Raw genomic sequence first — 14,477 nt, 5'->3', positions numbered from 1 at the left:
GTCAAGTTTTTACTCTCAGCTTAAATTTTTTAGACAAGGAGTTTTATAGTACATTTACAGTCTGCAAATTTTTTTCAACGTTGATATCAAAATCTACCATAGAACATGTCTTTGAAACCGCTCGTGTAGAGGAGGTTATTGGTGATTTTGTAACCTTAAAAAAATCAGGCACTAACTTTAAAGGGTTGAGTCCTTTTAGTGACGAGCGTACACCTAGCTTTATGGTGTCACCTGTAAAACAGATCTGGAAAGATTTTAGTAGTGGTAAAGGTGGTAATGTGGTAACGTTTTTGATGGAGCACGAGCATTTCACTTATCCTGAGGCTATAAAATACTTAGCAAAAAAGTATAATATTGACGTTGAAGAAACCGAACAAACCAATGAGCAAAAAGAAGAAGCCAACGAACGTGAAAGCATGTATTTGGTTAGCGAGTTTGCAAATGACTATTTTCAAAAAGTCATGTTTAAAACAGACCAAGGTCAAGCCATTGGATTAAGCTATTTTAAAGAACGTGGATTTACCAACGAAACCATTAAAAAGTTTCAATTAGGATACTCACCAGATGAGTGGCAAGCCTTTACTGATGAGGCTGTAAAAAAAGGCTATCAAATGGAATTCCTCGAAAAAACAGGACTTACCATTGTAAAGGACAATAAAACTTTTGACCGTTTTAAAGGTCGTGTGATGTTTCCTATACATAGCATGAGTGGTCGTGTTTTAGGGTTTGGAGGTAGAATACTAACTAACGATAAAAAAGCTGCAAAATACCTAAACTCGCCAGAGAGTACCATATATCATAAGAGTAAAGTGTTGTATGGTTTGTATCATGCAAAACAAAGTATTGCTAAAGAAGATAATTGCTTTTTGGTTGAAGGTTACACTGATGTTATTCAATTTCACCAAACAGGAATAAAAAATGTAGTGGCTTCTTCTGGTACTGCGTTAACACCAGAGCAAATAAGGCTTATAAACCGATTAACCAAAAACATAACTGTGCTTTTTGATGGTGATGCAGCAGGTGTAAGAGCATCGCTTCGAGGTATCGATTTAATCCTTGAACAAGGAATGAATGTAAGGGTTTGCACATTTCCTAATGGTGAAGATCCTGATAGTTTTGCAAAGCAAAATACTTATGAAGAGCTCAACATCTTTTTAAATGAAAACGCTAAAGACTTCATTCAGTTTAAAGCCTCTATTTTAGTTGAAGAAGCTAAAAATGATCCAATAAAAAAAGCTGAAACCATTAGAGATATTGTAAATAGTATTTCTAAAATTCCTGATAGTATTAAGCGAGAAGTTTATGTTCAGGAGTGTTCAAGAATTATGGATATTAGCGAAAATGTACTGTTTAGTACTTTGGCGCAAATAAGTAAAAAAGAACATCAGCAAGCCAATAAAGATTTTAAAAAGGAACAAAAAGCTTTTGAGGTTGTAAGACAAGAACAACCCAAACAAAAAATTGATATTCAATATGAGCTAGAACGTAAGATTATTGAAATTCTACTTTTGTATGGTAATGAAACCGAAGATTTTGAAGATTTGGTATTAAAGGAAGATGAAAATACCAATGAGTTAAAGCTAGAACCTGTAATTAATACTAGTAAAGTATTTGAGAAAATTTACCTCGATTTGCAGGAAGACGAAATGCAGTTTACTAACCCAAACTTTAAAAGTCTGTACTATACTTTAATTGATAATTTACATCAAAACCAAGACTTTTCAACACGCGATTTTGTGAGTAAACTTAGTCAGGATATGGCTAGTGAAGTCACAACTATTTTAATGAACGACGAGCGTTACAATCTTCATGATTGGGAAAGAAACCATATTGTACCTAAAGACAAAAATGAAACTATTGCGCAATTGGTCAGTCAAACCATTTTGAGTTTACGTTGTTATTTAATTGATAAAAAAGTAGCTGAATATAAAAACGATACATTGCGAGAAGATGTCAATGTAAAAGGTGTACTAGAAGATGTTAGAGATTATTTAGGGTTAAAAATGCTACTATCCAGAAAACTTGGTAAAGTAGTAGGTGGTAAAATTTAAGTAAGCTCTAAATGTTTTGCCTGATGAATCAGGTCTACAAGATTGGTGACTTTCAATTTTTTAAAAAGACGAGCTTTGTATGTGCTAACAGTTTTTTCGTTAATATCAAGCTCCATTGCAATTTCCTTATTCTTTTTACCTGATGATAATAATTTTAAAACTTCCACTTCTCTTGTAGATAAACGTTTATAGAGCCTACTTGTAGTTTTTTTTGCCTCATCAAATGTAAGATGTTTAGACATGTTATTGCTAAGATAAATATCGCCTTGGTGAACTTTAATAATGGCTTCTTTAAGAGTGTCAGTATCTACTGTTTTAGATACATAAGCCGATGCGCCTGCTTTAAGTACGCTTATAGCGTAAATTTCTTCAGGATGATGACTGTACATTATTACCTTAAGGTTTTGATGCTCTTTTTTTATGGCGCGTAACGCAGTTATACCATTAAGCTCAGGAAGGTCAATTTCTGAAATAATAACGTCAACAGGATAGCGTCTTACAAATTCAAAAATCTCGATTCCACTTCCAACACCACCAATAACATCAATCTCATGACTGTGCTCAAAAAGTAATTTTAAGCCAGTTCTAATAATAGGATGATTGTCTACAACTAATACCTTTATCATAATGAGTTGAATTATAAATTCGTGTTAGAACTAAAGATGGTTAAGCTCTATAAGGGGAGATTTATGATATAAAAATAAGGAAAAAATTAACAACTTTAACATTTTTAGAGTTAAATCATTAAAAATTATTTTAAATTTTTAGGAATTTCGCAAACAGGAATCGGTGTCATTTTATGCATATTCGAAGAGTTAAATCTCATAAATATTTCAAATACTTTTTGCTCACGACCTTCAAAATCAGCAATTGTTTTTCCTTCGTCTTTCATTTGCATTGCCCACTCTAGTTCTGGATAAGAAGCTCCTATTTGATCTTCATCACTTCTAGCATCACCAAAAAGTCCGTCGCTAGGAGCTGCATTCATTATAGATTCAGGTACTTGTAATAATTCCCCTAGTTTATAAACTTCCGATTTCATTAAATCAGCAATTGGGCTTAAATCAACACCTCCATCACCATACTTAGTGTAAAAGCCAACACCAAAATCTTCAACTTTATTTCCAGTTCCTGCTACCAAAAGTCCTAAAAGTCCAGCATGGTAATATAAAGTAGTCATTCTTAAACGAGCTCTGGTGTTTGCTAATGCCATGTCAACTGTAGCTTGTTTGCCTTCAAGAGAAACTTCGGTCTTAAACTCTTCAAATACAGGAGTAAGATCTACTCTGGTGTCTTTTACATTAGAAAAACGTTGTTTTAGTTGTGCTATGTGTTCTTGTGCGCGAGTTACATGGCTTTGCGCTTGGTGAATAGGCATTTCTATACACAAAACATCTAATCCTGTTTTTGCGCATAGCGTAGAAGTTACTGCAGAATCAATTCCGCCAGAAACACCTACAACAAATCCATTTACTTTTGCGTTTGTTGCATAATCCTTTAACCAATTTACAATGTGAGTGACAACTTTTTCTGTTTGCATTTTGTATACGATTTAATTCTAAGAATAGTACCTTTGCAAACAAAAATAAACTAATCGCATTAGTAATAAAAATAAACAAGGTTTAAGTTTTTATGAAGAAATTGATTTTACTTTTTGTGGGTTTTGCATTAGTGTTTTCATGTGCAGATGAAAGCAAAGTTAAAAAAGAAATTGCTGCTATAGATATTGATGTTGTTGTAGAGCGATTTGATAAAGCGTTTGCTAGTTCAAAACCCGAAGACTTACCTAAGTTAAAAGCGGCTTTCCCGTTTATGTTTTCAAAAACCGAAAACGATTCAGTCTTAACACATAGAATGTCTGATACTTTACAACAGCAGTTGTTTGTTGAGATTGATAAAGTGTTCAATAATTTTGCGCCTCAGGAACACGAAATCAAAAAGCTATTTCAGCATTTAAAGTATTACGACAAAACATTTTCAGCGCCAAGAGTGGTAACTTTTTCTGATTATGTAAGGTATAGAGACAAAGTGTATGTAACTGACACAATCGCTCTGGTGGCTCTTGATACTTATTTGGGTGCTGACCACGAATTTTATGGTGGAATTCCAAAATACATTTCAGAAAACATGAAGCCCTCTCAAATCACACCAGATTTGGCTGCTGCTTATGCTGAAAGGTATATTTATCAATCACAAAGAAAAACCTTACTAGACGAAATGATTTATTTTGGTAAGACATTGTATTTTATGGATAAGATAATTCCGTTTAAAACTGATGCTGAAAAAATTGGTTACACCCAAGAGCAGCTAGAGTGGGCAATTTCTAATGAAGACCAAATTTGGAGGTATTTTATTTCAAAGGAATTATTGTATAATACCGATTCTAGCTTGCCTGCAAGATTTACTGCTCCAGCGCCTTTTACAAAGTTTTATCTAGAACTAGATACGGAATCTCCTGGTAAATTAGGGCAATTTATAGGTTGGCAAATTGTAAAATCCTACATGGAGAATAATGACGATGACTTCATGGATATGCTGCAAAAAGATGCAGTTGAAATTTTTAATAACGCAAAATATAAACCGAACAGATAATGAGTGAAAATAAAAAATCAACTATAGAGTTAAGTGTTGAATTAGACGAAAATCACATTCCAGAAACGCTACGATGGACTGCTAAGGATGGAGGTGTTGAAAACGAAGAGGCAAAAGCAATGTTGCTATCGGTTTGGGATAGTAAAGCTCAAGAAACACTAAGAATTGATTTATGGACAAAAGACATGCCTGTTGATGAGATGAAAGTCTTTTTTCATCAAACCTTAGTTGCTATGAGTGATACTTTTAACAGAGCAACTCAAGACGAAAAAATGACAGCTACAATGAAAGATTTTTGTGATTATTTTGCTGAAAAATTAGAACTTAAAAAGTAAATTTAATACTACTTTAATCTTTTTATAACTTAAGAAAATAAGTTAATAGTTATGTTTGTAATGCTATTAATCTATTAAGGTATTTAAAGCATTGGTTAGGCTTCAATGTCGAAGCAACCAGTGCTTTTTTGTATTTTAGAGGTATGAGAAAAATTTTATTTGGAGTCATAATCACGCTTATTGTTCTTTTTACCTTTAAGTATTGTGGTGATAAAAAAGAAGCGCAAATAATCCTAAAGGAAAATTCAGCTTTAATACAAGAGCAGTTAAAAAACGTCAGTAAACTGGTGGTGACCGAAGGTCATTTTAGCGAAGTCTTCTCATATGAAAATTCCAAGCGTATGTTTGGCGATTTAATTGAGGTTGAAAAAAAAGCTTTGGTAGTTGTAAATGCTGATGTAACTATAGCTTACGATTTGTCTAAAATTGAATATAATATTGACGAAACTTCAAAAACACTTCAAATATTAACTATCCCAAAAGAAGAAATAAAAATTAACCCAGATTTCGAATACTACGATATACAAGCTGATTACCTTAATCCATTTGAAGCAAAAGACTATAACGAAATCAAAAAAACGGTTAAGCAGCAATTAATGAAGAAAATTGAAGCTTCCGATTTAAAATCTAATGCACAAAACAGATTGCTCAGTGAACTTTCAAAGTTTTATATCTTAACTAACTCTTTAGGTTGGACTTTAGAGTACAATCAAACGCCAATTGAAAGTTTAGAAGTCTTCAATAATCTTAAATTATAGCTTGCTTTTCAAAGAAACCCAACCACCTCCATTTGTAGCGTCAATGTTATTGAGGTTTAAAAATTTTGCTGCCTTAGCAGAACGAACTCCACTTTCGCAACAAACAACAAGAGGTTTGTTTAATGCTTTTAATTCGTCAACATGATTTTTTAAGTCGTCTAAAGGTATGTGTCTGGAGCCTTCAATATGACCATTGTCCCATTCACGTTGCGTTCTCACGTCTAGTATTTCGGCACCATTCTTCATGTAAAAGTCAACTTGTCTTTTTTTTGCGCCAAAAATAAAATCCAAAAATCCCATAGTTTTTCTTTTTGTATAAATTTACGGTTAAATATTAACTTTTGAAATTGAAAAACGAAACTCGTAAAGACGAAATCATAAAAACTGCAGCTAAACTATTTAAAGAAAAAGGATACAGCGCTGTTACTATGCGAGATTTGGCTACAGAAATGGGCATGAAAGCAGCGAGTCTTTACAACCATATAAACTCTAAACAAGAAATTCTTAAGGAGATTATAATTTCTTTAGCCGAAGAGTTTACTTCTGGATTGCAGGAAATTCAAAAATCAAATAAATCAAATATAGATAAGCTAAAAGATGTTGTAGAATTACATGTCAATATAACGTCTAAAAACACTTATGGTATGGCTTCTCTTAATAACGATTGGATGCATCTTGAAGAAAAGTTGGAGTATTACTTGCAACTACGTTCTAATTATGAAGATGAGTTTAGAAATGTTCTTCAACAAGGTGTTAAAAATAACGAGATCATAAATGGTAATATTGAAGTGATGCTCTTTTCAATTTTATCAACCTTACGCTCTTTATATCTCTGGATTCCTAAAAAAGAAGACTTAAACCCTGAAGAGTTGTCTCAACAATTAAGCGAAGTGTTAATTAATGGTATTAACAAAAAAATCGATTAATTTTTGTAAATTTGTCAAGTAAACTAACAAGTGTTAGTTTTAAGATCAGGACTCGAAATCGTTTTCGGGTGATTGTGTAAAACAGACCTTAATTAAAGATAAAATAAATTCTTCCCTTTTGGGGAAGATGTCCGAAGGACAGAAGGGGCTTATGGCAGATTTTCATAAATTAAGAATAAAAGATATTTACAAGGAAACAAAAGATACATCAGTTGTAACTTTTGATATTCCTGAAGTGTTACAAGACGAATTTAAATTCTCGCAAGGGCAACATTTAACGCTTAAGGCATTAATTAATGGCGAAGATGTACGTCGCTCATATTCGCTATGTTCTAGTCCGTTTGATAACGAGTGGAAAGTGGCAGTCAAAGAAATTCCAGGAGGAAAATTCTCAACCTTTGTCAATAGTACATTAAAAGCAGGAGACGAGCTAGATGTTATGGCACCTAGCGGAACATTTGGCGTAGATTGTAATGCAGACAATGCTAAAAACTACTTGTTTTTTGCAGCAGGAAGTGGTGTTACGCCAATTCTTTCAATGATTAAAGCGCATTTGGCAGCAGAGCCGAACTCAACTTGTAAGTTGTTTTATGTCAACAGAACAGCAAAATCCATTATCTTTAAGGAAGAGTTAGAGCAATTAAGAAATACCTATTTCGGTCGTTTGGAAATCTATTATTTCCTAACCAAAGAAAAGCGAGATATTGAGTTGTTCAATGGTCGTTTTGATGATGAAAAAATGAAAGTGCTCACCAAAACATTTATTGATATTCCAGATACAAGCGAAGTGTTTTTATGCGGACCAGAAGATATGGTCAATTACGTGAGTAATTATCTGGCTGAAGCCGGTTTACCAAAAGATTTAATTCATTTCGAATTATTTGTGAAAGGCCTAACCGAAGAAGATAAAAAACGTGTTGAGCGTTTATCAGAACAAAAAATTGATGGTGTCGAAGTTGTTATTATTGATGGCGGAAAAGAATTCCGTTTCACAATGCAGCAAGACGATGATAATATTTTAGATGGAGCACTAACAGCTGGAGCAGATTTGCCATTTGCTTGCAAAGGAGGCGTTTGCAGTACCTGTAAGTGCCAAGTAATGGAAGGCGAAGTTGAAATGAAAATCAACTACGCACTAGAAGAAGATGAAGTCGCACAAAACTATGTGTTAAGCTGTCAAGCTGTTCCAACTACTAAAAAAGTGGTGGTCGATTTCGACGTGTAAATAGAATTTGTCATTCCGCACTTGATGCGGAATCCACTAAACATTAAAAACTATTCACTAAATACTAAATTATGAGTGAAGAACAAATAAAAAACCTGGAAGAGCAATTTGAAGCGCGTATCGCTCGCGACGAAAAAATTGAACCGAAAGACTGGATGCCAGAAAAATATCGTCAAACGCATATTAGGCAAATCAGTCAGCACGCACATTCCGAAATTGTAGGAATGTTACCAGAAGGTAACTGGATTACTCGTGCACCATCCTTACGTCGTAAAGTAGCCTTATTGGCAAAAGTGCAAGACGAAGCAGGTCACGGATTATACCTATATAGTGCTTGCGAAACATTAGGAATCTCGCGAGACGAGTTATATGAGCAATTGCATTCGGGTAAAGCAAAATATTCTTCCATATTCAATTACCCAACAGTAACTTGGGCAGATATGGGAGCTATCGGTTGGTTGGTAGATGGTGCAGCCATTATCAATCAAGTGCCACTTTGCAGCACCTCTTTCGGACCTTATGCAAGAGCAATGGTACGCGTGTGTAAAGAAGAAAGTTTTCACCAGCGTCAAGGTTACGAAATTATGCTAAAGCTTTGTAATGGAACACCAGAACAAAAAGAAATGGCGCAAGATGCACTTAACCGTTGGTGGTGGCCAAGTTTAATGATGTTAGGTCCAACTGATGATATGTCAGTTCATACCGAACAATCAATGAAATGGAAATTGAAGAGAAAAACCAATGACGAGTTACGTCAGCAGTTTATTGATCAAACCGTGCCACAAGCTGATATTTTAGGATTAACAATTCCAGACCCAGATTTAAAATGGAATGAAGAGCGTCAGAGTTATGATTTCGGAGAAATTGATTGGGAAGAATTCTGGCAAGTTGTAAAAGGTCACGGACCAATGAACAAAGCAAGAATGAAAGCAAGAGTTGGTGCTTGGGAACGTGGCGAATGGGTTAGAGACGCAGCAATGGCTCACGCAGAAAAACAACAAGAAAGAAAAAACAAACAAGTAGTATAATCAGAAGGTTAGACTCGAGAAATGAGAAAAGTACTCTGATAAGGTCTAACATCTAATATCTAATATCTAATGTCTAATAAAAAGAACTGGCCACTTTGGGAGGTTTTCGTAAGAAGTAAAAACGGATTAGAACATCGTCATTTCGGAAGTCTTCACGCAGCAGATGCAGAAATGGCTTTAGAAAATGCAAGGGACGTTTACACAAGACGTAACGAAGGCGTAAGTATTTGGGTTGTAGAAAGTAAGCATATTACAGCATCAAACCCAGAGCATAATGGCGAATTATTTGAACCAGCACAAGACAAGGTGTATCGTCATCCAACATTTTATGATTTACCAGACGATGTAAAACATATGTAGGATGAAAACGAAAATGAAGTTGAAGCCAAATTCGAAGAATTAGAAAAACATAAATAGTATAGATTTTATGAGTAACTACAATTTAGATAGTCGATTCGAAAATTTTGCAGCTTCAATAGTTTTAGTTTTCAGTAATAAACCTATTTCATATGCAGGCGATTATCTAGCTAAGCAACTTATTCGGTCAGCCTGTTCTTCTGCGCTTAATTTTGGAGAGTTTGAGGGAGCAGGTACAAATAAGGATAAGGTCAATAAACTTAGGTTAACACTTAAAGAGTTAAGAGAATCACAGCGTAACATTAACATTCAATTAAAATCTGATTTGTTAATTAGAGATAATGTTGAGCAAATTGTAAGAGAAAATGATGAGCTCATTAGAATAGTAGTAACACTAATAAAAAAATATAGCTAAATCGATTTCAATTTCGATTTCAGTTTCGATTTTGTATGAAAAACCTATACAACTACATCCTAGGTATCGCAGACAACAGCCTAATTCTCGGTCAGAGATTAGGAGAGCTTTGCGGTCACGGACCAAGTTTAGAAACAGATATCGCGTGCACCAATATGTCGTTAGATTTATTAGGGCAAGTACGTAGTTATTATCAATATGCAGCGAAGATTGCTGGAGACGGCAGAACAGAAGATGATATCGCGATGCTTCGTAAAGAACGCGAATACTTCAATGTTTTATTGGTAGAACAGCCAAATACCGATTTCGGGTACACAATGGCAAGACAATTCTTATTCGATGTATATCATTTTTTAATGCTAACCGAATTAGAAAAAAGTACCGATTTAAATCTGTCTGCAATTGCAAAAAAATCTATCAAAGAAGGGAGTTACCACAAGCGTTTCTCATCCGATTGGATCAAGCGATTAGGAGACGGAACGGAAGAAAGCCATAGTCGTATTCAAACAGCAATAAATGATTTATGGACGTATACCGATGAATTATTTCATCAAACCGAAGCTGATAAAGTTATGGTTGCTGAAGGCGTTGGAGTAGATGTTACTAAATTAAAAGATGCTTATTACGAAGAAGTAAATGCAGTTTTAGAAGAAGCAACGTTAAGCGTTCCAGAAAGCAAATATTTTCAAAAAGGCGGAAAGCAAGGCATTCATACCGAACATATGGGTTACTTGCTAGCCGATTTACAATATATGCAACGCACCTATCCAAATATGGAATGGTAACAAATTCCTGCGAAGGCAGGAATCTCTTTTAAAATATGACAACAACAGAGCAACATATCAATCCAAAACTGGTAAAGGTTCTGGAGTCTATTTCAGACCCAGAAATCCCAGTGTTATCCATTATGGATATGGGTGTTGTGCGTTCTGCTGTTATCGAAAATGATATTGTAAAAATCGAAATCACACCAACTTACAGTGGCTGTCCTGCAATGGATGTTATCGGAGACGATATCAAACGCGCAATGCAAAAAGCAGGTTATAAAGCTGAAGTAGATTTGATTTTGCATCCAGCTTGGACAACCGATTGGATTACACCAAGAGGAAGAAAAGCTCTCGAAGATTACGGTATCGCAGCACCATTAGATGCTGAGTCTGATAAATCGGTGTTGTTAGAAGGAAAAAAGTTAGTGAAGTGTCCGCAATGCGAAAGCACAAATACAAAAATGATAAGTCAATTTGGTTCTACAGCCTGCAAAGCACAATTTAAGTGCAACGATTGCCAAGAACCATTTGATTATTTTAAATGTTTGAAGTGATTTGTCATTCCGCACTTGATGCGGAATCCAAAATAAAAGAAAAAAATATGGAAAGCATTCAGCTTAAAATAGAAAACAACATAGCCTACATCACACTAAACCGACCAGAAGTTTTTAACAGCTTCAACCGTGAAATGGCATTAAAACTTCAATCAGTTTTAGATGACTGCGAAAGCAATCCAGAAGTAAGAGCAATTGTTTTAACAGGAAACGGAAAAGCGTTTTGTGCAGGTCAAGACTTAAAAGAAGTTACAAGTCCGGAACTAAATCCAGGATTCAAGAAAATTCTAGAAGAGCATTACAACCCAATCATCACTAGAATTAGAAACATTAAAAAACCAATCATTGGTGCGATAAATGGTGTGGCAGCTGGTGCAGGAGCTAACATTGCATTGGCTTGTGATATCGTTGTGGCTCACGAAAAAGTCAGTTTCATTCAAGCGTTTAGTTTAATAGGTTTAATACCAGACAGTGCTGGAACTTTCTTTTTACCTCGCTTAATAGGTTTTCAAAAAGCATCTGCATTAGCGATGTTAGGAGATAAAGTGTCTGCCGATGAAGCAGAAAAAATGGGAATGATTTACAAGGTGTTGCCATTAGAAAGTTTTGAAGAGGAAGTAAATAAATTAGCCTTAAAACTCGCTAATATGCCAACATTAGCTTTAGGGAAAATCAAGGAAGCCTTTAATCAATCTTTAACCAATAATTTAGAGGAGCAGTTAGCGTTAGAATCAAAATTACAAATAGAAGCAGCCCAAACCGAGGATTATAGCGAAGGAGTTTCAGCTTTTGTAGAAAAACGTAAACCAATTTTTAAAGGAAAGTAAAGTTTTGTCATTCCTGCGAAGGCAGGAATCTTTTTTTGAATGAACAAAGAACTTCTCATACAAACCCACGAAAGAATAAAACCATTTATTCACAAAACACCTGTGTTAACATCACAATTATTAGATAAAATAGCAGGCTGTAATGTGTTTTTTAAATGCGAAAACTTTCAGAAAATGGGAGCCTTTAAAATGAGAGGTGCAGCAAATGCTATTTTATCGCTTTCCGATGAAGAAAGACAAAACGGTGTTGTTACACATTCTTCAGGGAATTTTGCTCAAGCTGTTTCATTAGCAGCTAAGAAAATTGGTGTTAAGGCATATATTGTTATGCCAGAAAATGCGCCACAAGCTAAAAAGAATGGTGTTAAAACCTATGCTGGCGAAATTATAGAATGTGAATCTACAACTGAAGCTAGAGAATTCACAGCTATTAAAATTCAGGAAGAAACCCAAGCGTCATTTTTGCATCCATCTAATCAAGATGAGATTATTTTTGGTAATGCAACAGCAGCAATGGAGTTGTTAGAAGAGCAGCCTAATATTGATGTAATTGTCACACCAGTTGGTGGTGGTGGACTGTTGGCAGGCACAGCTTTGGCTGTTAATCAGTTTGCTTCGAATTGTAAAATTATGGGTGCAGAACCAATGGAAGTCGATGATGCGTATCGTTCTTTAAAATCAGGTAAGGTTGAAAAAAACGAAAGCACAAATACCATTGCAGATGGCCTAAAAACCTATTTAGGCGATCGTAATTTTCCAATCATTAAAGCTTTGGTTGATAAAATTATCAGAGTTGAAGAATATGAAATTAAAGAGGCAATTTAACTCATTTGGGAACGAATGAAAATAGTTGTAGAGCCATCAAGCGCAGTAGCTTTTGCTGCTGTTTTAAAGAATAAAGAAGAATTTAAAAATAAGAACGTCGGAATCATCATTTCTGGCGGAAATGTGGACTTAAAAAATCTACCTTTTTAATTGAATGTCACCCTGAGCGCAGTCGAAGGGTCTCATCAAAACAAACAAATATGAACATAGGAATCATCGGTTCAGGAACAATGGGAGGCGGCATCGCTCAAGTAGCGGCCACAGCTGGTTGTTCCGTAAAATTATACGATACCAACCAAACGGCTTTAGACAAAGCTAAAGTGAGTCTTGAAAAAATATTAAGTAGACTCATCGAAAAAGGTCGAATAGATGCTGAAGAAAAAAATAGAATTCAGTCAAATATCACGTATGTCGATAGTCTAAAAGCATTAGCAGATTCAAATCTAACGATTGAAGCTATCGTAGAAAATATTGATATCAAGAAGAAAGTCTTTTCAGAATTGGAAAGCTATGTTTCGGAGGATTGCATTATCGCTTCTAACACATCTAGTTTATCAATAGCTTCAATAGCATCATCGTTACAAAAACCAGGACGTTGCATCGGAATTCATTTTTTCAATCCAGCACCATTAATGAAGTTGGTTGAGGTCATTCCAGCAGTACAAACCTCAAAAGAAGTTTTAGATAAGTCTGTTGAAATCATAAAAAGTTGGAAGAAAACAGTAGCTGTTGCCAAAGATACTCCTGGTTTCATAGTGAATCGCGTGGCACGACCATTTTACGGCGAAGCCTTAAGAATTTACGAAGAAGGTATTGCCGATTTTGCTACTATCGATTATAGTTTGAAATCGCTTGGTGGCTTTAGGATGGGACCATTCGAGTTAATGGATTTTATAGGTAATGATGTCAATTACACCGTAACCGAAACCGTATTTACAGCCTTTTATTTCGACCCAAGGTACAAACCAAGTTTCACACAAAAGCGTTTAAGTGAAGCAGGCTATTTAGGAAGAAAAACAGGAAAAGGTTACTATGATTATTCTGAAGGAGCTGAAAAACAAGAACCAAAAGAAGATAGCGAATTAGCTCAAACCATTTTTGACCGTGTTCTAGTAATGCTCATTAATGAAGCAGCAGACGCTTTGTTTCTAAACATCGCATCAGCAGAAGATATAGACAACGCTATGACCAAAGGTGTTAACTATCCAAAAGGATTATTAGCCTGGGCAGATGAAAAAGGCATTGATTGGTGTGTAACAAAATTAGATGAATTGTACAATGAGTATCACGAAGATCGTTACCGTTGCAGTCCGTTGTTGCGTAAAATGAATAAAGAAAATAAAACATTCTTTTAATGCAAGGAGAGCAAATTCCACATAAAATGTTAAGTCAAGATGCATTCAGCACTTGGTTAGGCATCGAAATCCTAGAATGCGAAATTGGTCGTTGTCGCGTGGCAATGACAGTTCGCAAGGAAATGCTTAATAGTATGGGAAAAGCACACGGTGGAATTAGTTATGCATTGGCAGATACCGCTTTTGGTTTTGCGGCAAATACACACGGAAAATTTGCTGTATCCATAGAAACCAGCATCAATCATATTGAAGCATTAAATGAAGGAGATTATTTAGTGGCAGAATCTGTGATAGAAAACGTAAAAAACAGACTCGGATTTAATATCGTAGAAGTAAAACGAGGAGATGAACTGGTAGCACTTTTTAAAGGTGTTGTTTATCGCACTCAAAAAGATTGGGAATAAAAAAGACTTGTCATCCTGAACTTGATTCAGGATCTAAAAAGAATAGAGAAAAATAAAA

17 protein-coding genes and 1 pseudogene are annotated in these 14,477 nt (G+C 35.1%); 15 read left to right on the top strand and 3 right to left on the bottom strand.

Annotation, left to right across the window (positions count from 1 at the left end; genetic code table 11):
* The first annotated feature begins 80 nt into the window (after positions 1–80).
* Positions 81–2,051, top strand: a complete 1,971-nt coding sequence (dnaG, locus tag ACQ0RB_RS13285) for a DNA primase (RefSeq protein ID WP_430499030.1) — start codon at positions 81–83, stop codon at positions 2,049–2,051.
* Here the strand turns inward: dnaG and ACQ0RB_RS13280 are convergent.
* Both ACQ0RB_RS13280 and nadE read right to left on the bottom strand, forming a co-directional pair.
* Positions 2,048–2,677 carry a response regulator gene (locus ACQ0RB_RS13280; RefSeq protein WP_262733807.1) on the bottom strand — a complete coding sequence of 210 codons (630 nt, stop codon included), beginning with the start codon at positions 2,675–2,677 and terminating at the stop codon, positions 2,048–2,050. The genes dnaG and ACQ0RB_RS13280 overlap by 4 nt on opposite strands.
* Before the next feature lie 125 nt (positions 2,678–2,802).
* Entirely contained in the window at positions 2,803–3,591 is a 789-nt protein-coding gene (nadE, locus tag ACQ0RB_RS13275; protein ID WP_129761060.1) for an NAD(+) synthase, read from the bottom strand.
* A 92-nt stretch (positions 3,592–3,683) separates the two neighbouring features.
* Between nadE and gldB the strand changes: the two genes are divergently transcribed.
* The 3 genes from gldB (at position 3,684) to ACQ0RB_RS13260 (ending at position 5,736) form a co-directional block, all read left to right on the top strand.
* Positions 3,684–4,643 (top strand): gliding motility lipoprotein GldB, encoded by a 960-nt coding sequence (gene gldB / locus ACQ0RB_RS13270; protein WP_430499021.1) that lies wholly within the window; start codon positions 3,684–3,686, stop codon positions 4,641–4,643.
* Positions 4,643–4,978, top strand: coding sequence for a gliding motility protein GldC (gldC, locus tag ACQ0RB_RS13265; RefSeq protein WP_134200941.1), 336 nt, complete (start codon positions 4,643–4,645; stop codon positions 4,976–4,978). Before gldB ends, gldC begins: the two co-directional genes overlap by 1 nt.
* A gap of 143 nt (positions 4,979–5,121) precedes the next feature.
* Positions 5,122–5,736, top strand: coding sequence for a DUF4230 domain-containing protein (locus ACQ0RB_RS13260; RefSeq protein WP_430499019.1), 615 nt, complete (start codon positions 5,122–5,124; stop codon positions 5,734–5,736).
* Here ACQ0RB_RS13260 and ACQ0RB_RS13255 read toward each other — a convergent pair.
* Entirely contained in the window at positions 5,731–6,036 is a 306-nt protein-coding gene (locus ACQ0RB_RS13255; RefSeq protein ID WP_131508951.1) for a rhodanese-like domain-containing protein, read from the bottom strand. The two genes, ACQ0RB_RS13260 and ACQ0RB_RS13255, sit on opposite strands and share 6 nt — an antisense overlap.
* 47 nt (positions 6,037–6,083) lie before the next feature.
* Between ACQ0RB_RS13255 and ACQ0RB_RS13250 the strand changes: the two genes are divergently transcribed.
* The 11 genes and pseudogenes from ACQ0RB_RS13250 to ACQ0RB_RS13200 all read left to right on the top strand — a co-directional run bounded on the left by ACQ0RB_RS13250 (position 6,084) and on the right by ACQ0RB_RS13200 (position 14,419).
* Complete coding sequence (locus ACQ0RB_RS13250) at positions 6,084–6,662, top strand: TetR/AcrR family transcriptional regulator (protein ID WP_335977524.1); 579 nt, start codon at positions 6,084–6,086, stop codon at positions 6,660–6,662.
* 151 nt (positions 6,663–6,813) lie between these two features.
* Positions 6,814–7,887, top strand: coding sequence for a 2Fe-2S iron-sulfur cluster-binding protein (locus ACQ0RB_RS13245; RefSeq protein ID WP_430499017.1), 1,074 nt, complete (start codon positions 6,814–6,816; stop codon positions 7,885–7,887).
* A gap of 71 nt (positions 7,888–7,958) precedes the next feature.
* Entirely contained in the window at positions 7,959–8,915 is a 957-nt protein-coding gene (gene paaA, locus ACQ0RB_RS13240) for a 1,2-phenylacetyl-CoA epoxidase subunit PaaA (RefSeq protein ID WP_347402820.1), read from the top strand.
* A gap of 69 nt (positions 8,916–8,984) precedes the next feature.
* Positions 8,985–9,275 (top strand): 1,2-phenylacetyl-CoA epoxidase subunit PaaB, encoded by a 291-nt coding sequence (paaB, locus tag ACQ0RB_RS13235; RefSeq protein WP_076620128.1) that lies wholly within the window; start codon positions 8,985–8,987, stop codon positions 9,273–9,275.
* A gap of 67 nt (positions 9,276–9,342) precedes the next feature.
* Complete coding sequence (locus ACQ0RB_RS13230) at positions 9,343–9,687, top strand: four helix bundle protein (protein ID WP_430499014.1); 345 nt, start codon at positions 9,343–9,345, stop codon at positions 9,685–9,687.
* A 35-nt stretch (positions 9,688–9,722) separates the two neighbouring features.
* On the top strand, positions 9,723–10,472 hold the full coding sequence (gene paaC / locus ACQ0RB_RS13225) for a 1,2-phenylacetyl-CoA epoxidase subunit PaaC (RefSeq protein ID WP_430499012.1): 750 nt from the start codon (positions 9,723–9,725) through the stop codon (positions 10,470–10,472).
* Between the two features lie 35 nt (positions 10,473–10,507).
* On the top strand, positions 10,508–11,008 hold the full coding sequence (gene paaD / locus ACQ0RB_RS13220; RefSeq protein ID WP_430499011.1) for a 1,2-phenylacetyl-CoA epoxidase subunit PaaD: 501 nt from the start codon (positions 10,508–10,510) through the stop codon (positions 11,006–11,008).
* Between the two features lie 47 nt (positions 11,009–11,055).
* Positions 11,056–11,835 (top strand): enoyl-CoA hydratase-related protein, encoded by a 780-nt coding sequence (locus ACQ0RB_RS13215; RefSeq protein WP_430499009.1) that lies wholly within the window; start codon positions 11,056–11,058, stop codon positions 11,833–11,835.
* Between the two features lie 39 nt (positions 11,836–11,874).
* Positions 11,875–12,810: pseudogene (locus ACQ0RB_RS13210) on the top strand (pyridoxal-phosphate dependent enzyme).
* Positions 12,811–12,860: 50 nt separating this feature from the next.
* Positions 12,861–14,015 carry a 3-hydroxyacyl-CoA dehydrogenase NAD-binding domain-containing protein gene (locus ACQ0RB_RS13205; protein ID WP_430499007.1) on the top strand — a complete coding sequence of 385 codons (1,155 nt, stop codon included), beginning with the start codon at positions 12,861–12,863 and terminating at the stop codon, positions 14,013–14,015.
* Positions 14,015–14,419 (top strand): PaaI family thioesterase, encoded by a 405-nt coding sequence (locus ACQ0RB_RS13200; RefSeq protein WP_343799342.1) that lies wholly within the window; start codon positions 14,015–14,017, stop codon positions 14,417–14,419. Before ACQ0RB_RS13205 ends, ACQ0RB_RS13200 begins: the two co-directional genes overlap by 1 nt.
* Positions 14,420–14,477: the final 58 nt, after the last annotated feature.

The organism is Gaetbulibacter sp. PBL-D1 (assembly GCF_050509525.1).
In the GTDB taxonomy this organism is placed as follows: Bacteria; Bacteroidota; Bacteroidia; order Flavobacteriales; family Flavobacteriaceae; genus Gaetbulibacter_B; species Gaetbulibacter_B jejuensis.
Note: the sequence above shows the minus strand (reverse complement) of the source record. Positions and strands in the feature narration are given on the sequence as shown.

Bases quoted from the DNA above. Each gene is read 5' to 3' on its own strand.
- ACQ0RB_RS13205 (WP_430499007.1), top strand. From the start codon at position 12,861: ATGAACATAGGAATCATCGGTTCAGGAACAATGGGAGGCGGCATCGCT.
- ACQ0RB_RS13200 (WP_343799342.1), top strand. From the start codon at position 14,015: ATGCAAGGAGAGCAAATTCCACATAAAATGTTAAGTCAAGATGCATTC.
- paaB (WP_076620128.1), top strand. From the start codon at position 8,985: ATGTCTAATAAAAAGAACTGGCCACTTTGGGAGGTTTTCGTAAGAAGT.
- gldB (WP_430499021.1), top strand. From the start codon at position 3,684: ATGAAGAAATTGATTTTACTTTTTGTGGGTTTTGCATTAGTGTTTTCA.
- nadE (WP_129761060.1), bottom strand. From the start codon at position 3,591: ATGCAAACAGAAAAAGTTGTCACTCACATTGTAAATTGGTTAAAGGAT.
- paaA (WP_347402820.1), top strand. From the start codon at position 7,959: ATGAGTGAAGAACAAATAAAAAACCTGGAAGAGCAATTTGAAGCGCGT.
- paaD (WP_430499011.1), top strand. From the start codon at position 10,508: ATGACAACAACAGAGCAACATATCAATCCAAAACTGGTAAAGGTTCTG.
- ACQ0RB_RS13230 (WP_430499014.1), top strand. From the start codon at position 9,343: ATGAGTAACTACAATTTAGATAGTCGATTCGAAAATTTTGCAGCTTCA.
- gldC (WP_134200941.1), top strand. From the start codon at position 4,643: ATGAGTGAAAATAAAAAATCAACTATAGAGTTAAGTGTTGAATTAGAC.
- ACQ0RB_RS13255 (WP_131508951.1), bottom strand. From the start codon at position 6,036: ATGGGATTTTTGGATTTTATTTTTGGCGCAAAAAAAAGACAAGTTGAC.
- ACQ0RB_RS13260 (WP_430499019.1), top strand. From the start codon at position 5,122: ATGAGAAAAATTTTATTTGGAGTCATAATCACGCTTATTGTTCTTTTT.
- ACQ0RB_RS13245 (WP_430499017.1), top strand. From the start codon at position 6,814: ATGGCAGATTTTCATAAATTAAGAATAAAAGATATTTACAAGGAAACA.
- ACQ0RB_RS13215 (WP_430499009.1), top strand. From the start codon at position 11,056: ATGGAAAGCATTCAGCTTAAAATAGAAAACAACATAGCCTACATCACA.
- paaC (WP_430499012.1), top strand. From the start codon at position 9,723: ATGAAAAACCTATACAACTACATCCTAGGTATCGCAGACAACAGCCTA.
- ACQ0RB_RS13280 (WP_262733807.1), bottom strand. From the start codon at position 2,677: ATGATAAAGGTATTAGTTGTAGACAATCATCCTATTATTAGAACTGGC.